Raw genomic sequence first — 25593 nt, forward strand, 5'->3', positions numbered from 1 at the left:
GATCAGACAAACATCAGTCCCTGATACCCATTCAACCTTTTATCCAAATATCAAGCTCATGTAAGCGGAGAAGAGCCGATAAACTAATGGTTTACTCGTTGGTAATAAGTTGTTCTGAAACGTGGGGGGGGGATTGCCGTAATCGATGTTATTTTTGCGCATAGAGATCTATGCGCATGAAGCTATGTAGGCTAGATCATTTGCGAGCGGTAATGCTCTTCTAGCCTCACAAACGTGGCTTGTGAGCTCGGTGTCGCGTATGACTTAAACAGCATAATCACTCGCAGTAACCCCTCATATAGCGACTCTTTAGTGATCGAGCCGATATTGGATTGTGTCTGAGTCAGTTTGTAGCCAATCCAAAAGCTGACTATCATTTTGATGGTATCTGCTAGTGGCTTTATATCTTCTTGATTGACCGCAAGAAAGCCATCTTGGTTTAGTTTTTCTAGTACACCTGTAGAGCGTGCCAATACGTCTTGCTGCGCTTTAAGATAACGATTTTTTAAGGTTTCATCACGGCTGAGAATATCGGCAAGGTTGGCATACATAAAGCGAAACTGCCACAGGGTGTAAAACATCGCATCGAAATAACCGACTAACAGGTCGACATCGACTTCTTTGTCTACATAAGGCTGAAATCCAGACTCTAAGTGTTGCTCGTAAAGGCTGAATATTGAGCGAATGATGTCTTCTTTATTGCGAAAGTGATAATAAAGATTACCTGGACTGATATTAAGGTGGGCGGCGATATGATTGGTTGTGATTGCTCTTTCGCCATGTTCATTAAATAGCGCTAAACTGGCTTGTACGATTTTGTCACGGGTCTTCATATTCATCCTAATGAGTCATATCCAGTATAATGATTAAGTCGGCACTTATTAGGCTGTGTAAGGCCCTTTCCTTGTGCACTATCTTGGTTGAATCACACGAGTGTAATTACGTTAAGATGCGACTATCATGTTAGCATTAGCTTAATTCTTCAAGTAAAACTCACGAAAGTACCAAATTTCATGAATCGCAGCCTTTATTCGATAGTTCTGTACCTAATTAGCCCCTTATTGTTGGTTTACCTTACGGTACGCGCCTTTAAAAGTAAGGATTATCGCGGTCGTTGGAATGAGCGATTTGGCCTTAAAGCGTTAAAGCAAACTGACCTCTTGGTGCACTCAGTATCAATGGGGGAGACCTTAGCGGCGATTCCGCTTATTAAACAGATCCAGCTACAGCATCCCGAACTCAATATTACCATTACTACAACTAGTCCAACGGGCTCAGCCGAGGTGATTCGGGCCTTTGGTGATAATGTGCAGCACTGCTATTTACCATTTGATCTGGCTTGGTGTGCCAAGCATTTTGTAAAGCAAGTCGCACCTAAATACTGCATCATCATGGAAACAGAGCTATGGCCAAACTTGATCCATTATTTCAAGTTATCGGGCGCTAAAGTATTGTTGGCAAATGCGCGATTGTCGCAAAAGTCGGCCGACTCTTACCTTAAGTATCACAAGCTAACCGCGCCTATGTTAAAGCAGCTTGATGCTATTGCGGCGCAGTCACAGCAAGCGGCTGAACGCTTTATTGCCTTAGGTGTAGCAGGTGACAAAGTAACAGTGTGTGGCAGCTTGAAGTTTGATATCAGTATTGATGAGCAGCGTATCGATACTGCTAAATCACTGCGTGAGCAATGGCAGGCGACCAATAAGCCCGTGTGGGTGGCGGGCTCTGTGCATCCAGGAGAGTTTGATGCGTTAATTCAAGCCCATCAGCAATTGTTAGCTCGCTATCCTCATGCACTCATGGTGATGGTGCCTCGTCATCCTGAGCAGTTTGATGCCGCTGCGCAAGCGGTTAAGTCAGCAGGCTTGAGTCTTGCTCGGCGCAGTACTCGTGACCCCGTATTAGGTGATACGCAAGTATTGCTGGGTGACACCATGGGCGAGTTACTGACCTTTTATGGCGCCGCCGATCAAGCCTTTGTGGGTGGCTCGATTATTGTGCATGGCGGTCATAATCCGCTGGAACCGGCTGCTCTGGGCTTACCTGTGATGATGGGGCCGCATTACCGTGACTTTAATGAAATTACAGAGTTGCTTGAATCAGCGGGGGCACTTCAAATTGTAGATTCGGCAGAGATGTTAGCCGGGCGTTTAATTAATTTGTTCGATGATAAGCAAGCCTACACTCAAGCGAGTGAAGCGGCAAAAGACGTGGTGGCGCAAAATCGAGGCTCACTACAAAAGCAGATGGCATTGGTTGAGTCGTTTATTAGCCGTAGAGGCTAGCCTCTGGCCATCTTTGAGTCAGTTGTGCGATAGAGAGTAAAAAGGTCTGCAATGCAGACCTTTTTGATTTGGAGCCCTAAACCATCTTCTTTAGAGGGTGGATCATTTACTTAGTTAGCTAAATATTACTGATTGAGTTTAGCTTGATAAGCCTGATGCAGTTGCAGCCAATCTTCTTCGGTAAATGCGAGCGTTGCTAGTTTGCTTAGTTCTTTTCTAAAAGAACGTAGTAAGCGACTCATATTTGCTTGCTGCCATTGAGCATTTGGCTTTCTAAGTTCGCCGCGGTCAAAATCGATTAGGTAAAACTTGTCATCGCAAATAAGAATATTCTTTGCATTAAGATCGGCATGGTAAACACCGTGATGATGAAACTCTGCAATCGCTTCACCGAGAGTTTGCCACTGCTCAGTGGTCATAGTGGTTGTACTCAGTCTCGCGACTAAGTCTTCAGCACCTTCCACTCGCTCTATGATTAAATCTGCACGATAGAATAGACCTGAGCGCTCGACGTTTGCCGCTATTGGCTTAGGCACTGCAAAGCCTTGCTGGTACAGGGTTTCTAATAGGGCGAGTTCTGCTACCGCGCGAGTTTTTTCTAAACCGGTAAATAGATATTGGTCACGGCTGATTTTTTCTATCAAACCACCACGATAGTAGTGGCGAAGCACCCACTGATTTTGTTCGCTAGCAATGCAACTCGCGTCGACGAACCAAGTGGTATAGCGGCCTTTTGATGAGCCGGTTACTGCAGATTTTTCGCGCCAAAAATCGGCACCAAACCAAGTTGGTTCGATATCTTGTGGCGTATTGTGGCAATAAGCGATGCTGCCTTTGGCGGTTTTTTTAAACTTCATAGATAGAATTGTAAGCTAAAGCGTGGAACCTGCAGGCATTCTACATTAAGATCGGTAGATTGCGCCAAATAACCTTCGAGCACTAATGAGCTTATCTACTTCAAGTGACAATCAGAACGCTAAATCAAACAGCATAGATTTAAGCAATGCAGAGTCTTTATGCCTATTAAGGTTGTCAGCAATTGGTGATGTTTGCCATGCGGTGGCAATGGTGCAGGGTATTCAGCGTCGCTATCCACAACTAAAAATTACTTGGATCTTGGGTAAGATTGAATATCAACTGCTTAAGCATCTCGAAGGGGTGGAGTTTGTGATTTTTGATAAATCACAGGGCTGGCGCAGCTATTTTAATCTTAAGCATGCGTTAAAAGGTCGCAAGTTTGATGTGTTACTGCATATGCAGATCGCCCTGCGCGCGACGATTGCCTCATTAGCTATCTCTGCTAAAACTCGTATTGGCTTCGATCGCTTTAGAGCCAAAGAAGGCCAGTGGCTAGTGACAAACCACCATATTGAACCTCAGGCAACACCGCACGTTTTAGATGGTTTCATGGGCTTTGCCAAAGCCATAGGCGTTACCGACATCGCTCCGCGTTGGAATATCCCAGTACCAGCAGCAGATACCGGATTTGCTCAAGCGCTTATTCCTGACGGAAGTAAAGTTATGGTTATTTGCGCGGCGGCGAGTAAGGCTGAGCGTAATTGGTTACCTGAACGCTATGCTGCTGTCGCTGACTATGCCGCCGAAAAAGGTTACCGAGTCATGCTATGCGGTGGACCTACGCCACTGGAGCGTGAGCTTGCTGAAAATATACAAGCAGCGGCAAAATCGACACTAGAAAACCAAGTGGGTAAAACCTCTTTATTGCAATTATTGGCGATACTCAAGCAAGCAAGTGTAGTATTGGCGCCGGATACCGGCCCAGCGCACATGGCGGTGACCCAAGGTACACCAGTGATTGGGCTATATGCCCATTCAAATCCTGGTCGCACAGGGCCTTATACTTGTTTAGACTCGGTGGTGAGTGTTTATGACCAAGTCATCACCGAGCAGAAGCAAGGTGAGATCCCTTGGGGTACTCGAGCTAAAGGCGAGCATTTGATGGCATTGATCGAGGTTAATAGTGTTGTCACAGCATTTGAACGGATCCGTACACGTCTATAAGAGTGTTGGAACTATTGTTTTCCGTTACAATAAATAACGATTGTACGAATTTTTATTTATTGAATGATTACGCCGTTACGGCTGAATTATAAGAGAGTTGATGATATGCCATCTGCGCCAGTTTTTCTTTTTATTCCTGTATCTTCCAAAGAAGGTATTGGCGAATATATGCGATCAATGATAATTGCTAATGGTGTTAAAAAAAAATGGCCGGATGCGGTTATTCATTTTGCCTTAAGTAAACATGCCCCGTACGCGCAGGCATGCCCGTTCCGGACTTATATTTTGGAAGACTCCCCAACAAAACAAGTAAAAGCGATTAATAATATTGTTTCAGAGCTAAAACCTGACGTTGTTATTTTTGATGCTTCTGGCCGTAAGGCACAGCTTAAGCATGCGAATAAATCAGGTGCAAAAGTGATTTTCATTAGTCAGCACCAGAAAAAGCGTAGCCGCGGTCTTAAAATTGGTCGAAGCTTGGTTACTCATAGCCATTGGGTGGTACAACCTGAATTTGCTATCGCACCATTATCGGTATTTGAACGATTTAAATTATGGCTTATTAACCGGCCTCATCCGTTGGTAACGGGCCCTATTTTTACCAACCCTGATGAAAGCCAAAGAGATTTGTTGTTAGCTGAATATGATTTAGTTGGTGAACCTTTTGTATTATTTAGCGCAGGGTCTGGTGGGCATAAGTATAGCCAAGGTTACGCTGCAGATTTATTCCTAGATGTTGCTCTTTATGTGAGAGATAACCACAAGCTAAAGTCTGTAATTGTATTTGGAGATAACTATCCCAAGGAATTACCTGAGATAGAAGGTGTAGTGTGTATCCAGTCACTTGCTAATGCCGACTTTATTAATTTGGTTAGTAGTGCCAAAGCTGCGGTATTAAGTGGTGGCGGTACTTTATTGCAGGCAGTTGCAATGCATGTACCGACGCTTGGCATCGCTGTAGCAAAAGATCAACCTCCACGAGTAAAAGCCTGTTTAGATCGTGACGTTATCCTCTCATCGAATCTAGATTTCTCGGAAATGTGTAAGGGCGTTAATAAATTATTAGCTCCAGCAGAGCTTGTGCGACTAATCAATAAAACGAAAGAAATTGACAGTGTGAATGGCTTAAAAGTCAGTATTGCCGATATTTCTCGTTTGTTAGAGGAGAAATAAATGATTAATAAACGGGTTGCTATTGTTATTGACAGCCTAGCAGGTGGTGGCGCAGAAAAAGTCATGCTTACGCTAGCTAATGAGTTGATAAAGCAGGGCCATGAGCCACATCTTTTAGTGCTATTTGATCACTGTGAACACCACATTGAAAGTGGTATTCCTGTTCATTTTTGTTTTGATAAGAAAGAAGATAAGCACCTTGGTAGTTTTTGGAATACCAAGCGTGATGCTCGACGATTAGATTCTTGGATAGAGACTTTAGAGCAAAATGTTGGCAAGTTTGAATTGTTCATTTCAAATTTGGATAAGACCAATTTACTGTTATCGCAATCAAAAGTCAGTCCTTTGTATTTCGTTGTTCACTCGTCAATTGAGGAGCCTTTAAAACGAACGAAAAAGCTAGGACCTATTGCTTATTTTAAAATGTTGCGAGCTAAAATGGCGCTCAACGGTAAACATTTAATTACCGTTTCTGAGGGGATTAAGCAGGAAATTGAGCGTGTTGGACGTATAGTGCCAGCATCTATTACTACTATTTATAATCCTTTTGAAATAGAAAAGATTAAGCAACAATCGTTGGAGGAAGTGACGGGGCTGCCTTCGGGAGATTTTCTGATCCATGTTGGTAGATTTGCTAAGCCGAAGCGACATGATGTGCTTTTTAAAGCGATTAAGCAGATGGAGCATGATTTACCGATAGTTTTACTTTGCAATAATGCTAAGAAAGCTAGAAAGATTGCTAAGAAACATGGTGTGCTGGATCGGATTATTTTACCTGGGTTTCAGCAAAACCCTTATCCATGGATAAAAGCGGCAAAATTAATGGTGCTCAGCTCTGATTATGAGGGGTTGCCTACGGTATTAATAGAGTCTCTTGTATGTAACACTCCTGTGGTGAGTACTGACTGCGAGCATGGACCTAAAGAGATCTTGACTGGTGATTTAGCGCAGTTCCTAGTTCCACGAAGAGACCCACAACGTTTAGCGTTAAAAATCGATGAAGCTTTGAGTCGTTATCCTGAAATAAAGCAAATTGATTTATTAGAAAAGGTTGATGCTCATCAAGTCTGTTTGTCTTATTTAGATTTAATTCGTCAGAAGTGATGGTTGATATCTGGAAGTATCGTATTAGAAGGGTGTTTTAATGGATGTATTTGCGCCTAAGATTTTGTTTCTGCCCGTATCTTCAGCTGAAGGCTGTGGAGAGTACATGCGCTCTCTCATTATTGCTGATGCAGTTATGGAAAAGTGGCCTAACGCAATTATACAATTTGCTATTAGCCAAGAGGCTTCCTATGCGACGGAATGTCCTTATTTTACCCATATTTTAAAATATACACCTACAAAGCTAGTTAAAGAAGTTAATGCACTAATAAGTGAATTAAAGCCTAGTGTGGTTATTTTTGATGCATCAGGGCGCCAAGTTCAAATGAAGCATGCAAAGTCAATCGGTGCAAAAGTAATCTTTATTAGCCAGCATAAGCGTAAAAGAGCACGCGGAATGAAAATTAGCCGAGCAAGGGTAACTGACAGTCATTGGGTTGCACAACCTGAGTTTGTCATTGGCCCTATAAGCTGGTTAGACAAAAAGAAGCTTAAGTTCATAGGATGCTCTGAACCTATTGTTATAGGCAGTATTTTTACTGCTCCGGATCCTGTAAGAAAGGTCGCACTTTTAGAGGGCTATAACTTAGAAGAACAAGGCTATATTTTGTTTAATGCGGGCTCTGGTGGGCACCAAGCAGAGACCGGGCTGGCCGCAGATATTTTTTGGGATGAAGCTGAAAAGGTTGCGACAAATACAGGTTTGAAGTGTGTAATGGTTTTTGGGCCTAACTACCCAAAAGCATTACCTAAATCAGATGCTGTTGTTGCCATAAAGACTTTAGACAATAGAGATTTCATTTGTTTACTTGATGGGGCTAAAGTTGCGGTATTAGGTGGCGGTGATACCTTGCTTCAAGCTGTGAGTTTGAACAAACCGACTATAGCCATTGCTGTTTCAAAGGATCAGCCAAAGCGTATTCAAGCATGTGAACAGCTTGATTTTGTTTTTTCTAGTTCACTTGATGACAAAATAGCAATGTTAACAACCGGTATGCTTGAATCTCTCAAGCATACCGCCCAATGTCCATATGGTGAATCCAATGGCTTGGATATAGTGATAAAAGAATTATCACGCTTGCTTGCTTAGTTGTTTTATACGTGGTCAGCAGCACTGAGCACATTAATGTGCTCTCCAAACTCCACTACTTTTTTAGCTGATACTTAAGATAGCTGAACGGTAACTTGAACATCCTTTTCCACCCTATCGCTTTGAATACATCAAACCGTGAAACTGCAGCGCTTGGGTCGCAATATTTCTTATAGAGTAATAGCCAATCTAAATGGCATATTTCATTAGGGCGTTTACTCTTTGGGATAAAGCGCTTTATCAGTCCAAGCCCAATTTGTTCTGGTTCTAATACCACTAAATTAGAGGCAATAAAGCGCTCCCAATAACCAAGCAATTCTGGAGCGGTTTGATGGCGGTGCTCTAGATAGGGAACAGAACTATCGAGTTTCATTAACCAAGCGTTACAATAAACTTGCTCCGCATGAGGGCTTATTTTAGGGGCGCCGCGATATTGTGGTTGTCCTGCTTGCGCTGGGTCAAACTCTAAATCGGGAAAAAGAGGGATATCCCAGATTTTTAGTAAGTCTTCAGTTAAGCCGAAATGAAAGAAATCACTCGGGAGCATTACAATCTTCTGTCCATCCGCATAACGACGAAAATAACTGGTGTTAGTGACAACTCGTTGCGTAAATAATTTGCTAGCGTCACTGCGAGCAGGAAAAGTTTGTAGGGCCGCGACAAAGTCATTGCTGGTCAAAAAGTTATCAGAACGAATCTTTACCGCGTAAGCTGTTTTTACCTGTTTTAATCCTTCTGCACTTGAGACTATCTGGCGATTAAAATTGAGCTTTCCTGGTTCACCTTTGGCATTGTATGAGGTAATTGTTGCGCCAGGATCTTTATTTAACAGCAGAATGTCAGGGGTTAAACCTTGGCATTCTTGTTCTTCCCAGGTTGATAAAATAATCGTTGAGCCAGGTAGATACTTCCTTATACTCTCTATGCACTTATGAGTAATTCCTGACTCTTGGCTGCGGCCTTGGTAGGCTTGAACTGGTCCCTGAATAACAACGCTAATATCTTTAAAATCTATACTCATACTTTTTGGCTTCATGGCACTCAATCGTGGATACTCAAATCGCGAAATGAACGGTGTTTTGCGATAGCTTGTTATTATATGAAGTCCAAATACTCTTGAGGTACTCCACAAAATACCACTTCATTACGCTCAATCAAGTGATAACGAATATCTTTTCCTTCACCAATTAGATAGTTATATAGGGGAGCGATATAAAGCTCTTGCTTTTGCCATTCGTAGGCTGGTTTAGCAGCTTCTATCTGAAATACTCGCTTAAAGTCCCTAGCATGATCAAAGTGATAAAGCCCAGTGCTGCAGAGGTCTGAGATCGGATTTTTCTCTGCGGTTTCTATTACTTGGTTGCAGTTAGGAGCCTTAGGTTTCGCGTAAGACCAATTACTTCCTTCTCCTTTAAAGACTTCAAGGTAGCCGTCACTCTCGTTAGTTGCATCAGGGAAAATAAAGTTAGGTCTGAATGTATCAATGTTGAATATAGTGATGGGAAGGTCGTCATTACAATCTTTAATACCGAGATAAACAGTTTCAGCTTGGCCTCGAGTATCAGCCTCTAAGGTAACAATCTGGTAGTTTTTTATCCCTAATACTTGGCAGCGAGACTCGACAAAACCTGGTGTGTTGTAGTCACTACGAACAATAAAAAGAAACTCTGTGGTTTCAAAGTAGGCTTTAAAACTTAAAACCGCATGATCGAATAATGGGATACCGTGTGCTGGAAGCATATATTTAGGCTCTGTGTAACCAGCCTTAAAAAAACGCGAACTTAAACCCGCCATTGGGATTACAATCATTAGATAGTTCCTGTGTTTAATTTTATTTTGTCAAATAAGCGGTAGGCATTGCCGATAAAACCGAGTTGGCGTTCAGGCGTATCGCTGTGCAGAGGTAACATAGACAAAAATAGTTGGATTTGCATGGCATACAGTTCATTTTCCGTAATAGAAAACTCTTCGTGTATCAGTTTGATAAAATCAGCAATGATCTGCTCTTGTCTTGAATCTGACGCGATAGAAAAGCTTAAGTTTTGCTGTTCTAGCGTGCCCTTAAAGTAACCCGCAATAATAGAGTCATAGAGACCAATTACTGAGTGCGCTAATTTGGCAATGTCATAGACTGTGTTGCCATAAGTAGTGACTTTATCTTGCGCATCAATCCCTCTAGGATCGATAACCTTGATGTTGCACGTTCTGAAATCATACAAAATATTGCTAAAGCAAAAGTCGCCGTGAAGAATGTTCATTCTTCGCGTATCAGCGGGCAAAAAATCAAGGCTAAGTTTTGCTAGCCTAGCCAAACTAGGCTGCAATTTACCGTTAACGGTTAAAGGTAGATTAATATCCACTGCTGCATTAGCTGCGTAGTTAGATAAACGTTGCTGAGTTTTGTTAGCAAAAAGCGCATTTAGGGTGGGCTCATCTTTGTCACAATATTCTCCAGCATGCTTAAGAAACTGACAGCAGCTTTTTAAAATTTTACGCCAAGAAAAAGCGGGTAATTGACTAAAAACATATAGTTCATTTAATGCTGTAAGGTGTAAGTATTCAATACTGTAACTAAAGCTCTCTTTAGCTTCTAATGTAGAAAGAAGCTGCGGCGTATAACAACGCAGAGGGCCTGGGATAGTTTGATACCAATTAGCTTCAGCAGATAGTTTATTTTTCTTAAAACTGGTTTTTGTGACAACTTGTCCAGAAATAGACATTTCATTAAAGGCACGTTGAGTTGTCATACGAGATTTTGATTGGTAATAGGTATGGATATGTCCAAAGTCATACCAATTTTGATAAATATGCGGCGCCATCCCCTTATCTTGGATGTAAGCATTTAGGCCCTGAATAAAATCCCAATCTTGTTTGATGATATGACGTACAAGTGCTTTTGGTGTAGAAAAACTAAAAAAGCCATTTGAGATCAATTCACTACTCGGTTGTTGTTCGTGTGAGAAACTACTCAATTTTGCTGTGTTGGGGTTATATTCAGCCCAATCATAGTTGTCTTCAACTTGGCTTAATCCTAGTTGATCAACCTCTGGACCTATGTGATCGAAAAGCGTATCACCATGCAGGATAAAGAGTGATTCATTATGCTCAAATTCAAGCAGGTTTAAGGCGTAGACGATTGATTCACCAAGACTCAAGTGAGTAGGTAAATATAAGAGTTCAATACATCTTTGCGCTAATGTATCAAGATCATATTGGCTGGGTGTAAACCCTTCAGGCAAAGTCAAAATAACTCTTTCACCATGAGGGATTAATGCTAGTTGGTGATGGAACAATCGTTTATTACCTACAGGTAAAAAACTTGGAGGAATAGGGCCGAACTCCGATTGCAGTTCTGTTGCGATTAATGCCGCAGAGGTGATTAGATACATGCTTTGTCTTCAGTGATAAGTTGTTCAATTTCTTCTTGGCTTAGTTTTGCAAACTCTGATGGTCTAATCGCTCTATCGTCGATATAAAATCCTTGATGACCACACCAAGGTTTGCCAACTAAAATTTCATCGTAGGGCACATTGTGTCTATCTAGCCATGCCGTAATAATCGGCAAAGTGTGAATATTGATTTTACCTACATTACCCTCAAAAGTTCGCATATTCCGTGCTGTAGATATGACGATTTCGAAGCCTTTATCTTGATATTCCTTGAGTCTATTGATCACTTCTTGTCGAGGAGTAACTTCGGCATAATTATTAGTATCAGTCATAGTAAGCGTGCCATCTAAATCTACGATAAGTCTTTTCATGGAAGGAGCTGTAGGTCAGTAATTGGTTACTGATATTTTACACTTTCTATATTGTTAAGTCATTTTGAATGGTAGTTTATAAAATGTATTTTGTTTTCATATTGAAAGTCTGTTTTGGTTTATAATTAATCTTAAATAACTTATTGAATATAGCTTGATATGAACCGCACAAAAAAAATCACTTTAAAACACATGAGCAAGCTGAAGAAAGCCAATGCGAAATTGCAAAATAGCAGCAAGCCTAAGTATATTTCTAAGGCAGAAAGAGCAAAACTTGAAGCGTTAGAGGCCGAAAAAACCGAACAAATAGACAACGAATAGGTTCTTTAATGCGCAATGAGTCGCTTTTCATGATCCAGATGCCATAATTCCGACATGGCTAATATTATTTACCCTAATGAATATGCCAGAATAGCCGGCTAATTTTGGTTTTGTAGGTTTTTTACTACAAAACCTAACGGATAGGAGTTTCATGAATACAGTATATTCAATCGGAGAATTAGAATCGTTCTTGATCGCCATTTTGGTATTGTTTATCGGCCACTCAGTTAATCGCCACATTCGTTTTTTCAAAAAGTACAACATCCCAGAGCCTATTATTGGTGGCCTGGTTGTCGCAGCTGTTATCACAGTGCTTCATTTTCAGAATATTACGCTAGCATTTTCACTGCCGATGCAAAACACGCTGATGCTGATGTTCTTCAGCACTGTGGGTCTGGCTGCAAGTTACAGATTACTGGTGCGTGGTGGTAAAAAAGTCTTTATCTTTCTTGGCATAGCCTCTATTTACATCATCTTGCAAAATGCTGTCGGCGTGAGTTTAGCAACGGCACTAGGCTTAGAGCCATTGATGGGCTTAGTTGCTGGCTCGATCACGCTTTCTGGCGGGCATGGTACGGGAGCCGCTTGGTCGCAGACCTTTGCCGAGCAGTACAATATGAATACCTTAGAGTTCGCTATGGCAGCGGCCACGTTCGGCTTAGTGATGGGCGGTATTATTGGTGGTCCAGTTGCACAAAGGCTAATCGATAAGCATAAGCTTGAGTCTTCATACGGCATTGGTGGTAACCATCATAAAGACCATCCTGACTTGGTGACTTATGATCAGTTAGAAGTCGATAATGTCACCGCTAAGAGTGTATTAGAAACCCTATTTATTATCATGCTTTGTGTTGCAGGTGCTAAGTGGGTAGGGCACTTGGTCGCTAGTTTCGAAATTAGCTGGCTAAAAATGCCGGACTTTGTTTATGCGTTATTTCTTGGGGTGGTCATCACCAATATAACCGAGTTAACTCGCGGTTATAAGATGAATAATGAGTGCGTCGATATCTTAGGCACCGTCGCGCTATCACTGTTTCTTGCTATGGCACTGATGAGCTTAAAGCTGTGGGAAATTTTTGACTTAGCAATTCCATTATTAATTATCTTGATAGTGCAAACCGTGGTGTTAGCGCTCTTTGCATACTTTGTTACCTTCAAAGTGATGGGCTCAAACTATGATGCTGCCGTGATGGCTGGCGGACACTGTGGTTTTGGTATGGGAGCAACGCCAACGGCTGTGATGAATATGGGCGCATTGGTTTCTCGTAATGGTCCTTCACCTCAAGCCTTTATGGTAGTACCGATTGTCGGCGCTTTCTTTATCGATATCGTTAACTTGGTAGTATTGCAGGGCTATATCAAGTTCATCTTGTAGTACATTTAGTTTTACATTTAAAAATGCAGTAGTTAGCGTAATGCCGGTAAGTTAGGCCCAAACCTGATTCAAAACAAAAAACTAAGAACCCAGCACAAGCTGGGTTCTTTGCGTTAAAAGCTATAAACCACGAAACGCTCACTTCATGGTCCATTCTTATCTTTCGAAGTCATCAAATTTTCTCTGATTAACTTCCTTAAGTGATCGACGCTAACGCAGTTAGCGTGCTTTTTTATTGGCCGAAAGTGTCCATTCACACTTTAGCCCTATCCGTAAAAAATGGTGCTGCGAAAGTGGAACCTGTCAGCGTTAAATTTCCCATCGACTAGAATTAATTTTGACATTGATGCAATCAATAACTATTTCGATTCGTTATAGCTAATGAACATCTTATCAATCAAAAGGAACTATCGATATGAAATCTACCAAAACAGCCGTAGGCGTAACTGTTGCAGGTATTCTTGCAGCGAGTCTCTCTATTGGTGCTCAAGCGGTACCGGATCAGCCTAAAGAGTGGGAGAAGTGTGCCGGTATTGCCAAAGCCGGGGCAAATGATTGTGGTGCCTTAGATGGTAGCCATGGCTGCGCAGGCCAAGCTAAAGAAGATAACATGGCAACCGAGTGGGTTTATGTCCCTGCTGGGACTTGCGATAAAATCACCGGTGGTAAAGTAAAAGCGGTCAAGCCGGCCAAAAGCTAGTGATTTCATCAAGCATCACGGGCGCAGGCATTGGCCTGCGGATCCCCCATGTACAATCCCTATTGGCTGACACTAAGATAGAGCTACCTTGGCTCGAGGTGTTGGTGGATAACTGGTTGGTCGCAGGCGGTCTCAATCAATACCTGCTACATGAGGTTAGCGAACGTTTCCCGTTAGTGTTGCATAGCGTAGGCTTATCCTTAGGTGGCGCGAATCCGCTTAATTTCGACTATCTACAGCAAATCAAACATCTCAAGCAGCAAACCGGTGCGCATTGGTATTCGGAGCATGCCAGCTTTTCAGGCAATGAAGACTTTAAGGTTGCAGATCTGTTGCCACTCCCCTACACCCAAGAAGCTGTGATGCACATTAGCCAGCGGATCTAACAAACCCAAGATTTTCTGGGTGAAAGGATCTTGCTAGAAAATGTGTCTACTTACATGAGTTGTCGTCATAACGAATTAAGTGAGGGGGAGTTTATCGCTGCTATTGCAGAGGAAGCAGATTGTTATCTGTTACTCGATATTAATAATGCCTTTGTGACCAGTACTAATCTCAATCAGTCAATGCAGTCATTTATGGACGCAATGCCTGTTGAGCGAGTCAAGCAGATCCATCTTGCAGGTTTTCATGATAAGGGCGATTACCTGTTAGATGCCCATAACCATCCTGTCGCTCCGAGTGTGTGGGCGGCGTTCAGAGCATACATTCAGCAACACGGGCCTATCCCCAGCATGATTGAGTGGGATAGCGAGATCCCTAGCTTGCAACGTTTGCTGCAAGATCAGCGCATTGCGGCCGAGATATTGCGAACTGCGCCAATTGTTGGTGCAAGTGATGCTGTGGGTGACGAACGATGCGCTTAGCAGATTGGCAATCGGCTTTTATAAAGGCACTCGCGCCTCAAGGTGATGCAGCCGAACTGACTGCGTTAGTGAATCAAGATGAACAAGCAAGGCTCAGCATCTATCATAACAATGCTTTTCAAGCGTTATTGGCAGCGTTGCAGTCGGTGTTTCCCGTATGCCAAACCGTGGTGGGGGAAGCCTGTTTTACACAATTGGTTAAAAGTTACTGCCAGTGTTATCCACTTAACGATTTGAACTTAAATCACTATGGCTGTCACTTCTCAACTTGGTTAGCTAAGGAGACAGCAAACTATGAAGCTTTTATTGATCTTAGTTATTTATCTGAGTTGGCGCAGTTAGAGTGGCTATTGAATCAAAGCTACTATGCAATGGATAGAGGCGATTTTTTACGGCGTCCACATCATGATTTAACCGCTTTAGGCTCACTCAACGAGGCCCTGCAGTTACAAGTTATTTTGTTATTGAGTCCTGACGTAGCGTTACTTTCTTGTCATTATCCGGTGCAACAAGTGTGGAGTAAGTACCAAGTACCAAACGAGCGCTCAGTACCTGAATCTGTTCAGGTCGCTTCTAATGAGCAGCCTACTCCTTATCATTTGGTTATTTATCGCCAGCATTATAAAGCTCAATATCGCTGCGTAGAACAAGCCGAGATGGCGTTATTACAAGCGATTAGTTCTGAGCACACTTTAGCTGAGATAACCGATTCAGCGGTAGATCTTAGCTTGTTAGCGGCTTTGATCGAGCGGCAGTGGGTTTGCGGCTTTAAGTTGTCAGCAGTCGAAGGGAGTGGTGCTGATGGATAGGGAGCTTCTGCAAAGTCTCTATCGATATTGCTATTGTTTAACGGCAAATAGTACTTTAGCTGAAGATTTGCTGCAAACGGCCATGGAAAGTTGGTTAAAAAGTACGACCAAGCCCGAGTATTTAAGCGCTTATTTAAGAACCATTATTCGCAATCAGTTTATTGATGATTGCCGTAGGTTAAAGCGAATTGATTTTGAACCCCTAGAAGATAATGCACCGGCATTACTCGATGAATCTTGTTTAGAAGAGCTTCAAGTCCAGCATAACTTGATCGAATATTTGTTTAAACAACTTAATGCTGCAGAAAGGGAAGTGCTCTACCTATGGGCCATTGAGGGGTATAGCACTGCTGAAATAGCCAAAGATTTAGGCCAGCCTCGTGGCACCATATTATCTCGTTTACATCGGATTAAATTGAAATCAGCCGATATTGCACAGGATAATTCGCTCAAAACCATAGGGGGGCAATAAAGATGACCAACAAAACAGATGCCGCCGAGACTCGCTTTAAAGCTTTATGCAAGGAGTATATTGAAAGCCAAACGCTAAGCGAACAAGCTCTTGCTAACATAGAGTGTATGTTGACGGGTGTTGGAACCGATACCACGCGAGAGTCTTATGGCGAGCAGGAAAGGGCTACTTCAAGTGCTTGCGAAAGCAAAAACCAAAGCCAACAAGGTAAACCTTTCGTTAAAATGATACTCGCGATTGCCGCGAGCGCATTGCTGCTAGCACTGGGGTTGCAGTTGTCTCCCTATATTCATTGGCAACAAAGTGAAGGGAGCCTTGACTCACCGATTGCAGTTAACAGCATAAGCTGGAAGATTGCCGATGAAGTGGCTAAAAACCATATCAAAATGAAACCTCTTGAGGTAGAAACAGGCCAGCTACCAGAATTGAGAGGTTACTTTACTGAGCTGGATTTTATTATCGTCAACTCCAGTCGCTTTGCAGCGAGTCATCAGATGTTAGGTGGTCGCTATTGCTCTATTTTGGGGGAGGCTGCCGCTCAGCTAAGATTTACCAATAAAGGGCAAGCCTTCACCCTGTATGAGGTGCTGTATGATCCGTTGCGCCACGGTGATATTCCAAGATTAGAGGCTGGCGAACAGCCAATAGAAGTCTTGGTTAGGGGGGTCGCTGTGTCGATATGGTTGGAGAAAGGCTTATTGATGGCTACCGCTCATTCTGCCGACTAAATCAGCCATAATACATGACGGATTTAGTCGGGATCAGTATTGGTATTAAGAGAGCAATATTACCCTAGTCTATCGTTTTATGGTCTCGATGATAAAGAGCCCATTGTTCGACTTTTTCGCCACTTGGCAAAGTGCAGAACCCTGTTGCTAAATCCAGTTTCCCCTCGAGTGATAAACAGTATTCTGCCGCAGGATTAGGGGCGTCTAAGATCCCTGCTTCACTTTTAGATTGTTTTTGGTGCTTGCTGAACAATGACCATTGTTCAATTTTCTCACCGTTAGGTAGAGAACAGACCCCTGACATTGGGTCAACCTCCCCATTTAGTGATAAACAGTATTCTGTTGCAGGGTTGGGGATGTATGTCGTTTCAACAGCTTGCTCATGATTTTGACGATACAGTTGCCACTGTTCAATTTGTTTACCGCTGGGTAAGGTGCACATGCCGGTGGCTATGTTGAGCTTACCTTGTTGCGATATACAAAACTCTGATGCAGGGTTGGGGGCACTGCTAGAGTCTGCCGCTTGTTCGTTGTCGCGACGAAATAAGGTCCACTGCTCGACTTCTTCACCGTTAGCTAAGGTGCAGATGCTAGTTGCTAAATCTACTTTGCCACCTTGTGCTGTACAGTTTTCGCTAGCCGGGTTGGCTAGCTGCGGTTTAGTTTTAGTTAGGCTTTGCTTGGTTGAATCACGATAAAGGGTCCATTCTTCCACGCGCTTGCCATCGGGTAGATTACAGTAGCCAACTTGTCCGTTGTCGTTATTTTCTATGACGATATAGCCACCGAGTGAAATACAAAACATAGATGCTGGATTGGCGAGTGTAGTTGCATCTTTTTGGCTAAGTTCTGGCTCCGGTTCTTTTGGATTACAAGCGCTTAATAGCATAGCTGTTGTAATCATTAAACTCATTATTAGGGGCTTTTTCATATCTAATCATTCTCCACAGAGTTTATACGTAGAATAACTATACTCTTCATTCACTAAGCGTAAAGGAGCATTTCAATGATAAGAATAGTAAAGGTTTACTGAAATGAGAGTGAATATAAGCAGATAAATAAACAAAGAAACTGTTTAGTCTTTAAACAGCTTCTTTGACTTGTAGCAGGAACTAGCTGCAGACTCTGCAGTTACTTTGTTTCGGCAGTTTCATTTCACGAAACTCCATCGTCATGGCATCGATCATCAAAATGCGACCCGCTAATGTCTGCCCCATATTGGCGATGACCTTGATCGCTTCGACAGCTTGTAAACAGCCAATCATGCCGACTACGGGCGCTAGGATCCCTGACTCGACACAGCTGAGCTGCTGCTCACCGAATAGCTGGCTAAAGCAGTGGTAGCATGGGGTATCGGCATGGTAATCAAATACGGTAACCATGCCTTCCATGCGAATAGCGGCGGCCGAGATAAGGGGGACTTTATGGGTAAAGCAGCTTTGGTTTAGCTGTTCACGCACCGCCACATTATCGGTACAATCCATCACAATAGAATGTTGTGCAACCAAGGCGTCAATTTCATGGTCATCTAGCACTGCATTTATCGTGTCTATCTGAATATGTGGATTAAGTGCCAGTAAACTTTGCTTGGCTGAGTCCACTTTAGCTTGGCCAACATTGTTATCTTGATGCAGGACTTGTCTTTGTAGGTTCGAGATCTCAACGGTATCGAAATCCACTAAGGTCATCGAGCCTGCGCCAGCTACCGCCAAATACTGACTGGCAGCACAGCCTAAGCCGCCAGCACCTATGATAAGTACTTTTGCTTGCTTGAGCTTTTCTTGACCGTCAAAGTCCATCGACTTTATCGATATTTGGCGGCTATAACGTAAAATCTCGGCATCAGACAGTATTTCGTCTGTTGCAGGTTGTTCGGTAGACATTAATGCGATCTCTTAAGCTGAGCTTTTATTGGCTAAGTGAAATTTACTGCGTTTTAGTGTGCTAGGTTTAGCAAAGCACGCTATTAAAAGGTTCTACAGTGACTTGCGTACCGTCACTTAGGCCATCACAATCTTGCTCTAAAATAATAAAGCAGTTTGCTAGGGTCATAGATGTCAGCATGCCTGAGCCTTGGCCGCCCGTTAAAGCCACTTCGGCTTCGCCTTGTGCGTTATAGCTTAAGATTGCGCGCTGATATTCCACTCGACCGGGTGCTTTACGGATCTCGCCTGTTAACTTAGCCTGTAGAGTGACAGGCTTAACTTGAGGTAAGCCTTGCATCTTAGTCAGTAACGGCCAAACCAATTTGTAGAAGGTTACCATTGAAGACACTGGGTTACCGGGTAAACCACAGAAAACCGCATTACCTAAGTGGCCAAAAGCAAATGGTTTTCCTGGCTTAATCGCTAGCTTCCAGAAGGTGATTTGACCTTCTTCATCTAGAACTTGTTTGGTGTAGTCGGCATCACCCACTGACACGCCGCCTGAAGTCAGTACCATATCAGCGCGGTTTGATGCGCTTTTAAAGGCTTGTCGAATCGCTTCTTTGTCATCTTCAATAACGCCTAAATCGATCCACTCGATATTACCGCGGCTAAGTAGGCCTTGGATGCTATAACGGTTAGAGTCGTAGATTTGGCCTGGGCCCAATTCGCTACCAACAGGGCGAAGTTCATCACCTGTAGAGAAAAATGCGACTTTAACGATACGCTTAACGCGTAGCTGGCTTGCACCTATGGTGGCTAATACACCCATCTCTGCTGCGCCGATTAAGGTGCCTGCAGTCAGTACTTTAGTACCGCTTGTGAGTTCTTCTCCACGGTAACGTACGTTGGCTCCCTTTTCTTTAGGGGCTGCAATGGTAATTTGTTCGCCATTGGCTGTTACCTTTTCTTGCATCTGCACCGTATCGTATCCACTTGGCACTGGTGCGCCCGTCATGATTCGAATACAACCGCCTTGAATGCACTCGCCTGTAAAGGGGTGACCCGCGAAAGATTGGCCAATTAATTTAAGCGGCTTATCGGCACTTAGATCGGCAAAATTGAAGGCGTAGCCGTCCATTGCCGAGTTATCGAAAGGAGGAAGATCTATGTGTGAGGCAAGATCTTCAGCCAGCACTCGACCTAATGACTGTGGCAATGTCACGACTTCTGAGTCTGTGATGGGTTTTACTTGTTCTAGTAATTTAACGATAGCCTGATCGGGATGCATTAGGCTAGGTTGCGAACATGGATCTGCATGAGTTTGCATCTATCTATCCTTGAGACGTGAATCGGAACGTTAAGTAAAAACGAATATAGTGCATTATGCCACGGTGAATGTAGATGGCTATGATCTGCGCGGCAGTTTTTAAACACAGTCAAAATAGAATCACAATTAATAATAATAATTGTGATTTTATTGCTTTGAGTTGAAATTGAAGGCTTAGGCCTGATTTAACTCGGTTTTTTGTTAAAAACAATCGCAAGTAAGGTAGCTTAAAACCCTGTAAATGAAAACCATTATTATTTAATTAACAAACACTTAAGTAAATTTTATTGCAATTAGTTGTTAGCTTGATAACAATGAGCGCCATAAATCGAAAGCCCTAAGGAATTGATATGTTGGCCCAGAAGATGATTGACCAGTTAAATGACCAGATCAATATGGAGTTCTTCTCCTCAAACCTTTACTTGCAGATGAGTGCATGGTGTGAAGATAAAGGCTTTGAAGGAGCGGCTAAATTTATGCGTGTTCATGCAAATGAAGAGATGGGGCACATGCACCGTTTATTCACTTATGTGAGCGAAACTGGTGGTATGCCATTGCTAGGCACTATCGAAGCGCCACAGGCTGAGTTTCCGTCGCTGCTTGCTTTGTTTGAATATACTTATGAGCATGAGCAATTGATCACTAAAAAGATCAACGAACTCGCTCACGCAGCATTTACTAACCAAGATTACTCTACGTTTAACTTCCTGCAGTGGTATGTGTCAGAGCAGCATGAAGAAGAGAAATTATTTAAGTCTATCGTCGATAAGATCCGCTTAATCGGTGAAGACGGTAAGGCGCTATTCTTTGTTGATAAAGACTTGGCACAAATGGCTGTTGAAGAATCAGCAAGTGTAATGACTAGCACAGCTGTGTGAGTCATAGTTAAAAAACAAATAAAAAGAGCAGCTTAGCTGCTCTTTTTTGTATGCGTAACAATATTTCAGACTTCAGTGTTGAATCGCTTACACAAAATCGCCAACATTCCTGTATCCATCCTTCTTGACCTCGCTAGCCTGTTAGCTAAAAAAGCGCCCGGGGTGGATCACTTGCTTATACTGATTGGGGCCAGTTCGGTGTTGAGACTCAGATACTGGAAAGGCCTAGCTTGCTGTAAAAAAACAACCAAGTCGGCTTTCGTCAGCGGTTTAGACATCAAGTACCCTTGAGCGTAGTCACAGCCTAAATCGCGTAAAAAATGCCACTGCTCGACAGTTTCAATTCCTTCTGCCACCAGTGGCAATTCCAAACTTTGTGCCATCATCACTATCGCGGTAATCAACTTTGCATCAGATTGATTGCTCAACACGTTATCAATAAAGCTTTTATCTATTTTAATAACAGAAATAGGGCATTGTGTCAGATAACTAAGGGCGGAATAGCCTGTGCCAAAATCGTCGAGGTAGATATCAACACCAAGCTGCCTTATCGATTCTAAGATTTGCAAACAATGCGGTTTGTCCTCAATTAACATGCTCTCAGTGATCTCAATATGGACGTTCTTAGCTGAGATAGCATGTTCTGCTAGCGCCTGCTTGAGTAGGTCATACAAACTCAACTCTTTTGAGTTGATGCATTGGCGGGCAGAGACATTGATGGCCATATTGATGTGTAAGCCCTGAGCATGCAGCTGGGCAAGATCGGAAAGTGCTTGGTGTATGATCCATTCACCCAAAGGTTCAATCAATCCGGTTTCTTCGGCAATCGGAATAAACGTGCTGGGAGAAATAATGCCGTAATCGGGATCTTGCCAGCGGATCAAGGCTTCTACGCTGGTTGTTTTTCCGCTGCACATGTCAATAACGGGTTGGTACTCCAAGAAGAACTCGTTAAGCTTTACCGCTTTACGTAGCCTCTGCTCCAAATGCATCCGCGCTAACATTTCAACATTCATCTCAGGAGAAAAATATTGAAAATGCGCACGGCCATCACGCTTGGCTTGATACATAGCCGTTTCAGCATTACGTAGAAGCATCTCTATATCTTGGCCATCTTCTGGATAAAAGGCGACGCCGAAGCTGGATGAGATATTGGTTTCTTTGCCATCTAATATAAAGGGTTTAGATAACGCATCACTAAGCTTTTGAGCCTGTACTTCAGTGCTGCTGGTGCTGCTTGTTTGCGGCGCGATAATCACAAATTCATCACCACCGATACGGGCTATGGTGTCATCAGGTCCCAGCACAGATTCGAGACGTGTTGCTGACTGCTTGAGGATTTTATTACCGGCAGTATGCCCATGAAGCTCATTGATAAACTTGAAGCGGTCGAGACCAATAAAGAAGAGGGCGACCTGATTGTTTTCCTGCTGAGCACTATCAATCGCTTGTTGTAGGCGTAATGAGAATAGATGCCTATTTGGCAATTTAGTCAAAGAGTCGTAATTCGTTTTATACCAAAGGTCCTGCTCATATTGCTTATTGTTACTGATATCTAAAAATAGGCCAATATGTTGAATGGTTTCATTCTGGCTATTCTTTACCGCAGTGATTTTAAGGTATTCAGGGTAGATTTTGCCATCTTTGCGCTTGTTCCAGATCTCACCTTCCCAGCTATTTCTATCTGATAAAGCGTGCCACAAGCCTGAGTAAAAATGGCTATTGTGATGAGCTGAGCTTAATACGCTAGGATTTTTGCCTTTTACATCGTCAAGGGTATAGCCAGTGATCTTGGTGAATGCAGGGTTTACCAGCTCAATAAGATTATTCGCGTCGGTAACAATGATGCCTTCTGCTGAATGTCTGAATACGGCAGAGGCTTGGTGTAGTGCCCGTTTTGACTTCATTCGTTCGGAAACCATCTGGTTTACCGCGACTGAAATTTGCGCTAACTCATCATGGCCCTTTACGGTCAAATCAAGCTCTAGGCTAGGGTCTTTTGCGAGCTGCTCGACATCATTCACTATGCCGGTGACTGAGTCGATAAGGTTATTGGCGATACTTCTACTCAGTAAATACACGAGGTAGAAGAAGAGTAGACCTGCAAAAAAGCTAATATAGAGCAAAGAGAGGATCTGCTGTTTCTCTATTTCGTTTTGGCGAGCAATTTTTTCAGTGAGTTGGGTATTAATCTGGTGAAGGCTATCAATGCCTGCAGTGGTAGCAGTCCACCAATCTTCACTGCTAATCAGTGGAGCTTGGTGTTGTAGCAAGTACAAGCTGTCGTGTAAGGCAATATCTTGAGTAAGCAGCTCAAGTGTTGTAGTGGTTGGGTGTTGAGTTGACTCGGTCTGGCTAACATATTCTTGATATCGCTGTGCCGTTAGCTCCAATGATTGGATCAGCTCTTGTTGCTTTGGCGTCAGATTATTATTACTTATGATCTGCTCAAACGTGGCTTTTAGGGCAAGGTGATTTTGTTTGAAGCTGGAAAGATAAGCAGGATCTAACGTCGTGAGGTAGCCATTAAAGTTATAGTTAAGGCCATCATACCCGACAAGATCACTAATAAAGCCTGCTTGTTCTACCAAGTCTATCTGTTGTTGTAGCTGCTTGCGATAATTGGAGATGAGCTGCTGTTCTTGACTGTTGATTAGCTCATTAAACTTAATGCGGTTATCTGGCGTCATGGTCGAGAAAGCATTGGTAATGGCGTTATCGAGTTGATTTCTTACCTGGGCTATCGCTTTAAATGCTGCGGGGTCGATATATGGCGCAGAAAGGAGTTTATTGATTAGGCCGCGCTCTTGGCCTGAGAGCTCTTGGATCTTGAGCATACTAATCAAATCAGACTGCACCAGTACTTGATAAGAGTTGTCACTCTTAAAGCGTAACTGAGAGATGATGTTGATGAGCTTTTGAGTGAGTTTTGAATAGAAATCGAAGGATTCGGGAGTTTTCAATTCGCTAATGTTTTGTCGAGCTGTGCTTAATTGTTGCAGCTCTATACTGGCTTTACTGATCTGCTCTTTAAGTGCATCAAACAGCACACTATCGTTTTTGACGGTATTGATGGTTTCTGTAAGAGCCGAGTTGAAAATGAATGTTTGAAACGCCCTGTCAGTAATGAGCCATTGTTGCTGTAATTCATCCTTAAACAAGTGCCCATTGCTACTAAGATACCCAGCTGAGAGTCCCCGTTCTTTTTGTAGCTCATAGATGACATTCTCTATGCCTAAGGTCACTTTGGTGGTGAGAACATTGGCTGAAGCGTGCTGATACTGCTTGATGAGTGTTGTTGCACTCACAATCGCGAGCAATACCAAGATAAACATGGGTAAAGAGGCTGATAGAAATAGCTTCTGTTTTAAGCTCAATCGACTTAATACGGGTAGCATTCGGCGCAGATCCTCCGTAGGACAACATTCCGGCTCTGTTGGGGCGTAATGTAAAATGAAAATAAAAGCGAGCGCTAGATAATAACCAGAGAAATAAAAGGCTGCTCAGTAAATCAAGTAAAGTCTAATCTAGGTCACGAATTTAGTAGATTAGCTTAAAGGTGTCACTAATCAATGAGTTTGATTATGTATTTAATATACATAATGCTTCTTGATGACGATTAACTCTTATAAAGACAGCCACTTATTAGGTGACTGCCTGGATTAATGCGCTGGTATTAATGCGTTTGTATGCGTGCATTTATGTTAGCGTATTTGTATTAATGCGCTAGGGTATTATTGAGTATTACGGTAGGCCACAATATCTTCGATAGTCAGTACCGGCATATCGTGTTGCTGACCAAACTCAATGATTTCAGGCAGACGAGCCATAGTGCCATCGACAAGTGTGACTTCACACAGCACGCCATAAGGCTTAAGGCCTGCAAGCTTCATCAGATCAACCGTGCCTTCGGTATGACCGCGGCGCTCTAATACTCCACCTGGGCGAGCACGTAGAGGGTAAACATGACCTGGGCGTGCTAAGTCATCAGGCTTAGCGTTATCGGCAATCGCTGCTTTGATAGTGGTGACACGGTCAGCGGCTGAAACCCCCGTGGTCACGCCTTCTTTAGCCTCGATACTCACGGTAAACGCGGTGCCATATTGGCTATTGTTGTCACTCACCATTGGAGGGAGTTGTAACTGCTCGATACGTTCATCGGTTAGGCAGAGACAAACGATACCGCTGCATTCGCGAATAAGCAGTGCCATCTGTTCATTGGTAAGAGTTTCCGCCGAGTAAATAAGATCGCCTTCGTTTTCACGATCTTCATCATCAACAACTAACACACCTTTGCCTTGGCGTAGTGCGGTTAGTGCTGCATTTACACGTTCGATTGCATTGCCATAAGGGGCAAGTAAAGACTGATTCATGGATAACATCCTTAAAATACGACATTGGGTTGGCCAGAATCAGGGCGTACAGAAAATGGCACATAGCCTAAGCCAAAATATCGACATTAGTTGATGTGCATAATAAGAGCTGCGCGAAGTGCGCCACAAAGCCTGTAAGGCTTAACGGATCACTCGCTTATTCTTATATTCTCTTTCATCCGGACTCAGTGTACTGAATATCGTTAATCAGTACTCATTACCGTCGGCTCTGGAGTAGGTGCAACCTCATCGATGACAGGCGTCATAGGTAAAGTCTGTTTACCAGATCTGCTGACCCTAGTTAATCTTTGCGCTATTTTTATTGATATTAAATAGCCTAAACTAGGCGCTCGCGGGCTTTTATACTGCGATTTATACTCACAGCACAACTTACCGCCGGTGGGGAGTTTCACCCCGCCCTGAGAATTATTCTTGGCTAATG

The 25593-nt window shown here is 43.0% G+C and carries 23 protein-coding genes, 1 pseudogene and 1 riboswitch; of the genes and pseudogenes, 13 read left to right on the top strand and 11 right to left on the bottom strand.

Annotation, left to right across the window (positions count from 1 at the left end; translation table 11 throughout):
• Positions 1 to 191: 191 nt before the first annotated feature.
• Complete coding sequence (locus ACVBIL_RS13615; RefSeq protein ID WP_447167511.1) at positions 192 to 833, bottom strand: TetR/AcrR family transcriptional regulator; 642 nt, start codon at positions 831 to 833, stop codon at positions 192 to 194.
• Positions 834 to 1013: 180 nt separating this feature from the next.
• On the opposite strand from ACVBIL_RS13615, the gene waaA reads away from it, so the two are divergent.
• Complete coding sequence (waaA, locus tag ACVBIL_RS13620; RefSeq protein ID WP_447167512.1) at positions 1014 to 2285, top strand: lipid IV(A) 3-deoxy-D-manno-octulosonic acid transferase; 1272 nt, start codon at positions 1014 to 1016, stop codon at positions 2283 to 2285.
• A gap of 125 nt (positions 2286 to 2410) precedes the next feature.
• On the opposite strand, the gene ACVBIL_RS13625 is transcribed toward waaA, so the two are convergent.
• Complete coding sequence (locus tag ACVBIL_RS13625) at positions 2411 to 3142, bottom strand: 3-deoxy-D-manno-octulosonic acid kinase (RefSeq protein ID WP_447167513.1); 732 nt, start codon at positions 3140 to 3142, stop codon at positions 2411 to 2413.
• Positions 3143 to 3227: 85 nt separating this feature from the next.
• On the opposite strand from ACVBIL_RS13625, the gene ACVBIL_RS13630 reads away from it, so the two are divergent.
• The 4 genes from ACVBIL_RS13630 (at position 3228) to ACVBIL_RS13645 (ending at position 7674) form a co-directional block, all read left to right on the top strand.
• The gene (locus tag ACVBIL_RS13630; protein ID WP_447167514.1) at positions 3228 to 4307 is read left to right on the top strand and encodes a glycosyltransferase family 9 protein; all 1080 of its coding nucleotides are present in this window, start codon (positions 3228 to 3230) and stop codon (positions 4305 to 4307) included.
• A gap of 63 nt (positions 4308 to 4370) precedes the next feature.
• Positions 4371 to 5480: a glycosyltransferase family 9 protein gene (locus ACVBIL_RS13635; protein ID WP_447167515.1), complete on the top strand. Its 1110-nt coding sequence runs from the start codon at positions 4371 to 4373 to the stop codon at positions 5478 to 5480.
• Complete coding sequence (locus tag ACVBIL_RS13640; RefSeq protein WP_447167516.1) at positions 5481 to 6584, top strand: glycosyltransferase; 1104 nt, start codon at positions 5481 to 5483, stop codon at positions 6582 to 6584.
• A 40-nt stretch (positions 6585 to 6624) separates the two neighbouring features.
• Complete coding sequence (locus ACVBIL_RS13645; RefSeq protein ID WP_447167517.1) at positions 6625 to 7674, top strand: hypothetical protein; 1050 nt, start codon at positions 6625 to 6627, stop codon at positions 7672 to 7674.
• Between the two features lie 55 nt (positions 7675 to 7729).
• Here the strand turns inward: ACVBIL_RS13645 and ACVBIL_RS13650 are convergent, their stop codons facing one another.
• From ACVBIL_RS13650 to ACVBIL_RS13665, 4 genes are all read right to left on the bottom strand, one after another.
• Positions 7730 to 8695, bottom strand: a complete 966-nt coding sequence (locus ACVBIL_RS13650) for a WavE lipopolysaccharide synthesis family protein (protein ID WP_447167518.1) — start codon at positions 8693 to 8695, stop codon at positions 7730 to 7732.
• 74 nt (positions 8696 to 8769) lie between these two features.
• Positions 8770 to 9483: a glycosyltransferase family 2 protein gene (locus ACVBIL_RS13655; protein WP_447167519.1), complete on the bottom strand. Its 714-nt coding sequence runs from the start codon at positions 9481 to 9483 to the stop codon at positions 8770 to 8772.
• Positions 9483 to 11063, bottom strand: coding sequence for a capsular biosynthesis protein (locus tag ACVBIL_RS13660; RefSeq protein WP_447167520.1), 1581 nt, complete (start codon positions 11061 to 11063; stop codon positions 9483 to 9485). The genes ACVBIL_RS13655 and ACVBIL_RS13660 overlap by 1 nt, the downstream gene beginning before the upstream one ends.
• Entirely contained in the window at positions 11054 to 11434 is a 381-nt protein-coding gene (locus tag ACVBIL_RS13665) for an HAD-IIIC family phosphatase (protein WP_447167521.1), read from the bottom strand. The genes ACVBIL_RS13660 and ACVBIL_RS13665 overlap by 10 nt, the downstream gene beginning before the upstream one ends.
• 159 nt (positions 11435 to 11593) lie before the next feature.
• Here ACVBIL_RS13665 and ACVBIL_RS13670 point away from each other — a divergent pair, with 159 nt between their 5' ends.
• From ACVBIL_RS13670 to ACVBIL_RS13700, 7 genes and pseudogenes are all read left to right on the top strand, one after another.
• Entirely contained in the window at positions 11594 to 11755 is a 162-nt protein-coding gene (locus ACVBIL_RS13670) for a DUF2986 domain-containing protein (RefSeq protein ID WP_447167522.1), read from the top strand.
• A 151-nt stretch (positions 11756 to 11906) separates the two neighbouring features.
• Complete coding sequence (gene gltS, locus ACVBIL_RS13675; protein WP_447167523.1) at positions 11907 to 13130, top strand: sodium/glutamate symporter; 1224 nt, start codon at positions 11907 to 11909, stop codon at positions 13128 to 13130.
• Between the two features lie 415 nt (positions 13131 to 13545).
• A complete protein-coding gene (locus tag ACVBIL_RS13680; protein WP_447167524.1) occupies positions 13546 to 13830 on the top strand; it encodes a BufA1 family periplasmic bufferin-type metallophore in 285 nt (94 codons plus the stop codon).
• Positions 13830 to 14696, top strand: a pseudogene (locus ACVBIL_RS13685) (DUF692 domain-containing protein). Before ACVBIL_RS13680 ends, ACVBIL_RS13685 begins: the two are co-directional and overlap by 1 nt.
• Complete coding sequence (locus ACVBIL_RS13690; protein WP_447167525.1) at positions 14687 to 15505, top strand: HvfC/BufC family peptide modification chaperone; 819 nt, start codon at positions 14687 to 14689, stop codon at positions 15503 to 15505. The pseudogene ACVBIL_RS13685 and the gene ACVBIL_RS13690 overlap by 10 nt, the downstream one beginning before the upstream one ends.
• Positions 15498 to 15977 carry an RNA polymerase sigma factor gene (locus ACVBIL_RS13695; RefSeq protein ID WP_447167526.1) on the top strand — a complete coding sequence of 160 codons (480 nt, stop codon included), beginning with the start codon at positions 15498 to 15500 and terminating at the stop codon, positions 15975 to 15977. The genes ACVBIL_RS13690 and ACVBIL_RS13695 overlap by 8 nt, the downstream gene beginning before the upstream one ends.
• Positions 15978 to 15979: 2 nt before the next feature.
• Entirely contained in the window at positions 15980 to 16705 is a 726-nt protein-coding gene (locus tag ACVBIL_RS13700) for a hypothetical protein (protein WP_447167527.1), read from the top strand.
• Between the two features lie 64 nt (positions 16706 to 16769).
• Here the strand turns inward: ACVBIL_RS13700 and ACVBIL_RS13705 are convergent, their stop codons facing one another.
• From ACVBIL_RS13705 to moeA, 3 genes are all read right to left on the bottom strand, one after another.
• Positions 16770 to 17609, bottom strand: coding sequence for a DUF333 domain-containing protein (locus ACVBIL_RS13705; protein ID WP_447167528.1), 840 nt, complete (start codon positions 17607 to 17609; stop codon positions 16770 to 16772).
• 208 nt (positions 17610 to 17817) lie between these two features.
• Positions 17818 to 18588: a molybdopterin-synthase adenylyltransferase MoeB gene (moeB, locus tag ACVBIL_RS13710; protein ID WP_447167529.1), complete on the bottom strand. Its 771-nt coding sequence runs from the start codon at positions 18586 to 18588 to the stop codon at positions 17818 to 17820.
• Positions 18589 to 18655: 67 nt separating this feature from the next.
• Complete coding sequence (moeA, locus tag ACVBIL_RS13715; protein WP_447167530.1) at positions 18656 to 19900, bottom strand: molybdopterin molybdotransferase MoeA; 1245 nt, start codon at positions 19898 to 19900, stop codon at positions 18656 to 18658.
• A gap of 350 nt (positions 19901 to 20250) precedes the next feature.
• Between moeA and ftnA the strand changes: the two genes are divergently transcribed.
• Positions 20251 to 20778, top strand: coding sequence for a non-heme ferritin (gene ftnA, locus ACVBIL_RS13720; protein ID WP_447167531.1), 528 nt, complete (start codon positions 20251 to 20253; stop codon positions 20776 to 20778).
• Between the two features lie 167 nt (positions 20779 to 20945).
• Here the strand turns inward: ftnA and ACVBIL_RS13725 are convergent, their stop codons facing one another.
• Both ACVBIL_RS13725 and ribB read right to left on the bottom strand, forming a co-directional pair.
• On the bottom strand, positions 20946 to 24176 hold the full coding sequence (locus ACVBIL_RS13725) for an EAL domain-containing protein (protein ID WP_447167532.1): 3231 nt from the start codon (positions 24174 to 24176) through the stop codon (positions 20946 to 20948).
• 336 nt (positions 24177 to 24512) lie between these two features.
• Complete coding sequence (ribB, locus tag ACVBIL_RS13730; protein ID WP_447167533.1) at positions 24513 to 25151, bottom strand: 3,4-dihydroxy-2-butanone-4-phosphate synthase; 639 nt, start codon at positions 25149 to 25151, stop codon at positions 24513 to 24515.
• A 163-nt stretch (positions 25152 to 25314) separates the two neighbouring features.
• Positions 25315 to 25582, bottom strand: a riboswitch (FMN riboswitch).
• Between the last annotated feature and the right edge of the window lie 11 nt (positions 25583 to 25593).

The organism is Shewanella sp. 125m-7, assembly GCF_052977045.1.

Coding starts and splice junctions, on each gene's coding strand:
- ACVBIL_RS13630 (WP_447167514.1), top strand. CDS start 3,228: ATGAGCTTATCTACTTCAAGTGACAATCAGAACGCTAAATCAAACAGC.
- ACVBIL_RS13690 (WP_447167525.1), top strand. CDS start 14,687: ATGCGCTTAGCAGATTGGCAATCGGCTTTTATAAAGGCACTCGCGCCT.
- ribB (WP_447167533.1), bottom strand. CDS start 25,151: ATGAATCAGTCTTTACTTGCCCCTTATGGCAATGCAATCGAACGTGTA.
- ACVBIL_RS13650 (WP_447167518.1), bottom strand. CDS start 8,695: ATGAGTATAGATTTTAAAGATATTAGCGTTGTTATTCAGGGACCAGTT.
- ACVBIL_RS13640 (WP_447167516.1), top strand. CDS start 5,481: ATGATTAATAAACGGGTTGCTATTGTTATTGACAGCCTAGCAGGTGGT.
- waaA (WP_447167512.1), top strand. CDS start 1,014: ATGAATCGCAGCCTTTATTCGATAGTTCTGTACCTAATTAGCCCCTTA.
- ACVBIL_RS13695 (WP_447167526.1), top strand. CDS start 15,498: ATGGATAGGGAGCTTCTGCAAAGTCTCTATCGATATTGCTATTGTTTA.
- ACVBIL_RS13670 (WP_447167522.1), top strand. CDS start 11,594: ATGAACCGCACAAAAAAAATCACTTTAAAACACATGAGCAAGCTGAAG.
- ACVBIL_RS13725 (WP_447167532.1), bottom strand. CDS start 24,176: ATGCTACCCGTATTAAGTCGATTGAGCTTAAAACAGAAGCTATTTCTA.
- ACVBIL_RS13625 (WP_447167513.1), bottom strand. CDS start 3,142: ATGAAGTTTAAAAAAACCGCCAAAGGCAGCATCGCTTATTGCCACAAT.
- moeA (WP_447167530.1), bottom strand. CDS start 19,900: ATGCAAACTCATGCAGATCCATGTTCGCAACCTAGCCTAATGCATCCC.
- ftnA (WP_447167531.1), top strand. CDS start 20,251: ATGTTGGCCCAGAAGATGATTGACCAGTTAAATGACCAGATCAATATG.
- ACVBIL_RS13700 (WP_447167527.1), top strand. CDS start 15,980: ATGACCAACAAAACAGATGCCGCCGAGACTCGCTTTAAAGCTTTATGC.
- ACVBIL_RS13615 (WP_447167511.1), bottom strand. CDS start 833: ATGAAGACCCGTGACAAAATCGTACAAGCCAGTTTAGCGCTATTTAAT.
- ACVBIL_RS13645 (WP_447167517.1), top strand. CDS start 6,625: ATGGATGTATTTGCGCCTAAGATTTTGTTTCTGCCCGTATCTTCAGCT.
- ACVBIL_RS13665 (WP_447167521.1), bottom strand. CDS start 11,434: ATGAAAAGACTTATCGTAGATTTAGATGGCACGCTTACTATGACTGAT.
- ACVBIL_RS13705 (WP_447167528.1), bottom strand. CDS start 17,609: ATGATTACAACAGCTATGCTATTAAGCGCTTGTAATCCAAAAGAACCG.
- gltS (WP_447167523.1), top strand. CDS start 11,907: ATGAATACAGTATATTCAATCGGAGAATTAGAATCGTTCTTGATCGCC.
- ACVBIL_RS13680 (WP_447167524.1), top strand. CDS start 13,546: ATGAAATCTACCAAAACAGCCGTAGGCGTAACTGTTGCAGGTATTCTT.
- ACVBIL_RS13635 (WP_447167515.1), top strand. CDS start 4,371: ATGATTACGCCGTTACGGCTGAATTATAAGAGAGTTGATGATATGCCA.
- ACVBIL_RS13660 (WP_447167520.1), bottom strand. CDS start 11,063: ATGTATCTAATCACCTCTGCGGCATTAATCGCAACAGAACTGCAATCG.
- ACVBIL_RS13655 (WP_447167519.1), bottom strand. CDS start 9,483: ATGATTGTAATCCCAATGGCGGGTTTAAGTTCGCGTTTTTTTAAGGCT.
- moeB (WP_447167529.1), bottom strand. CDS start 18,588: ATGTCTACCGAACAACCTGCAACAGACGAAATACTGTCTGATGCCGAG.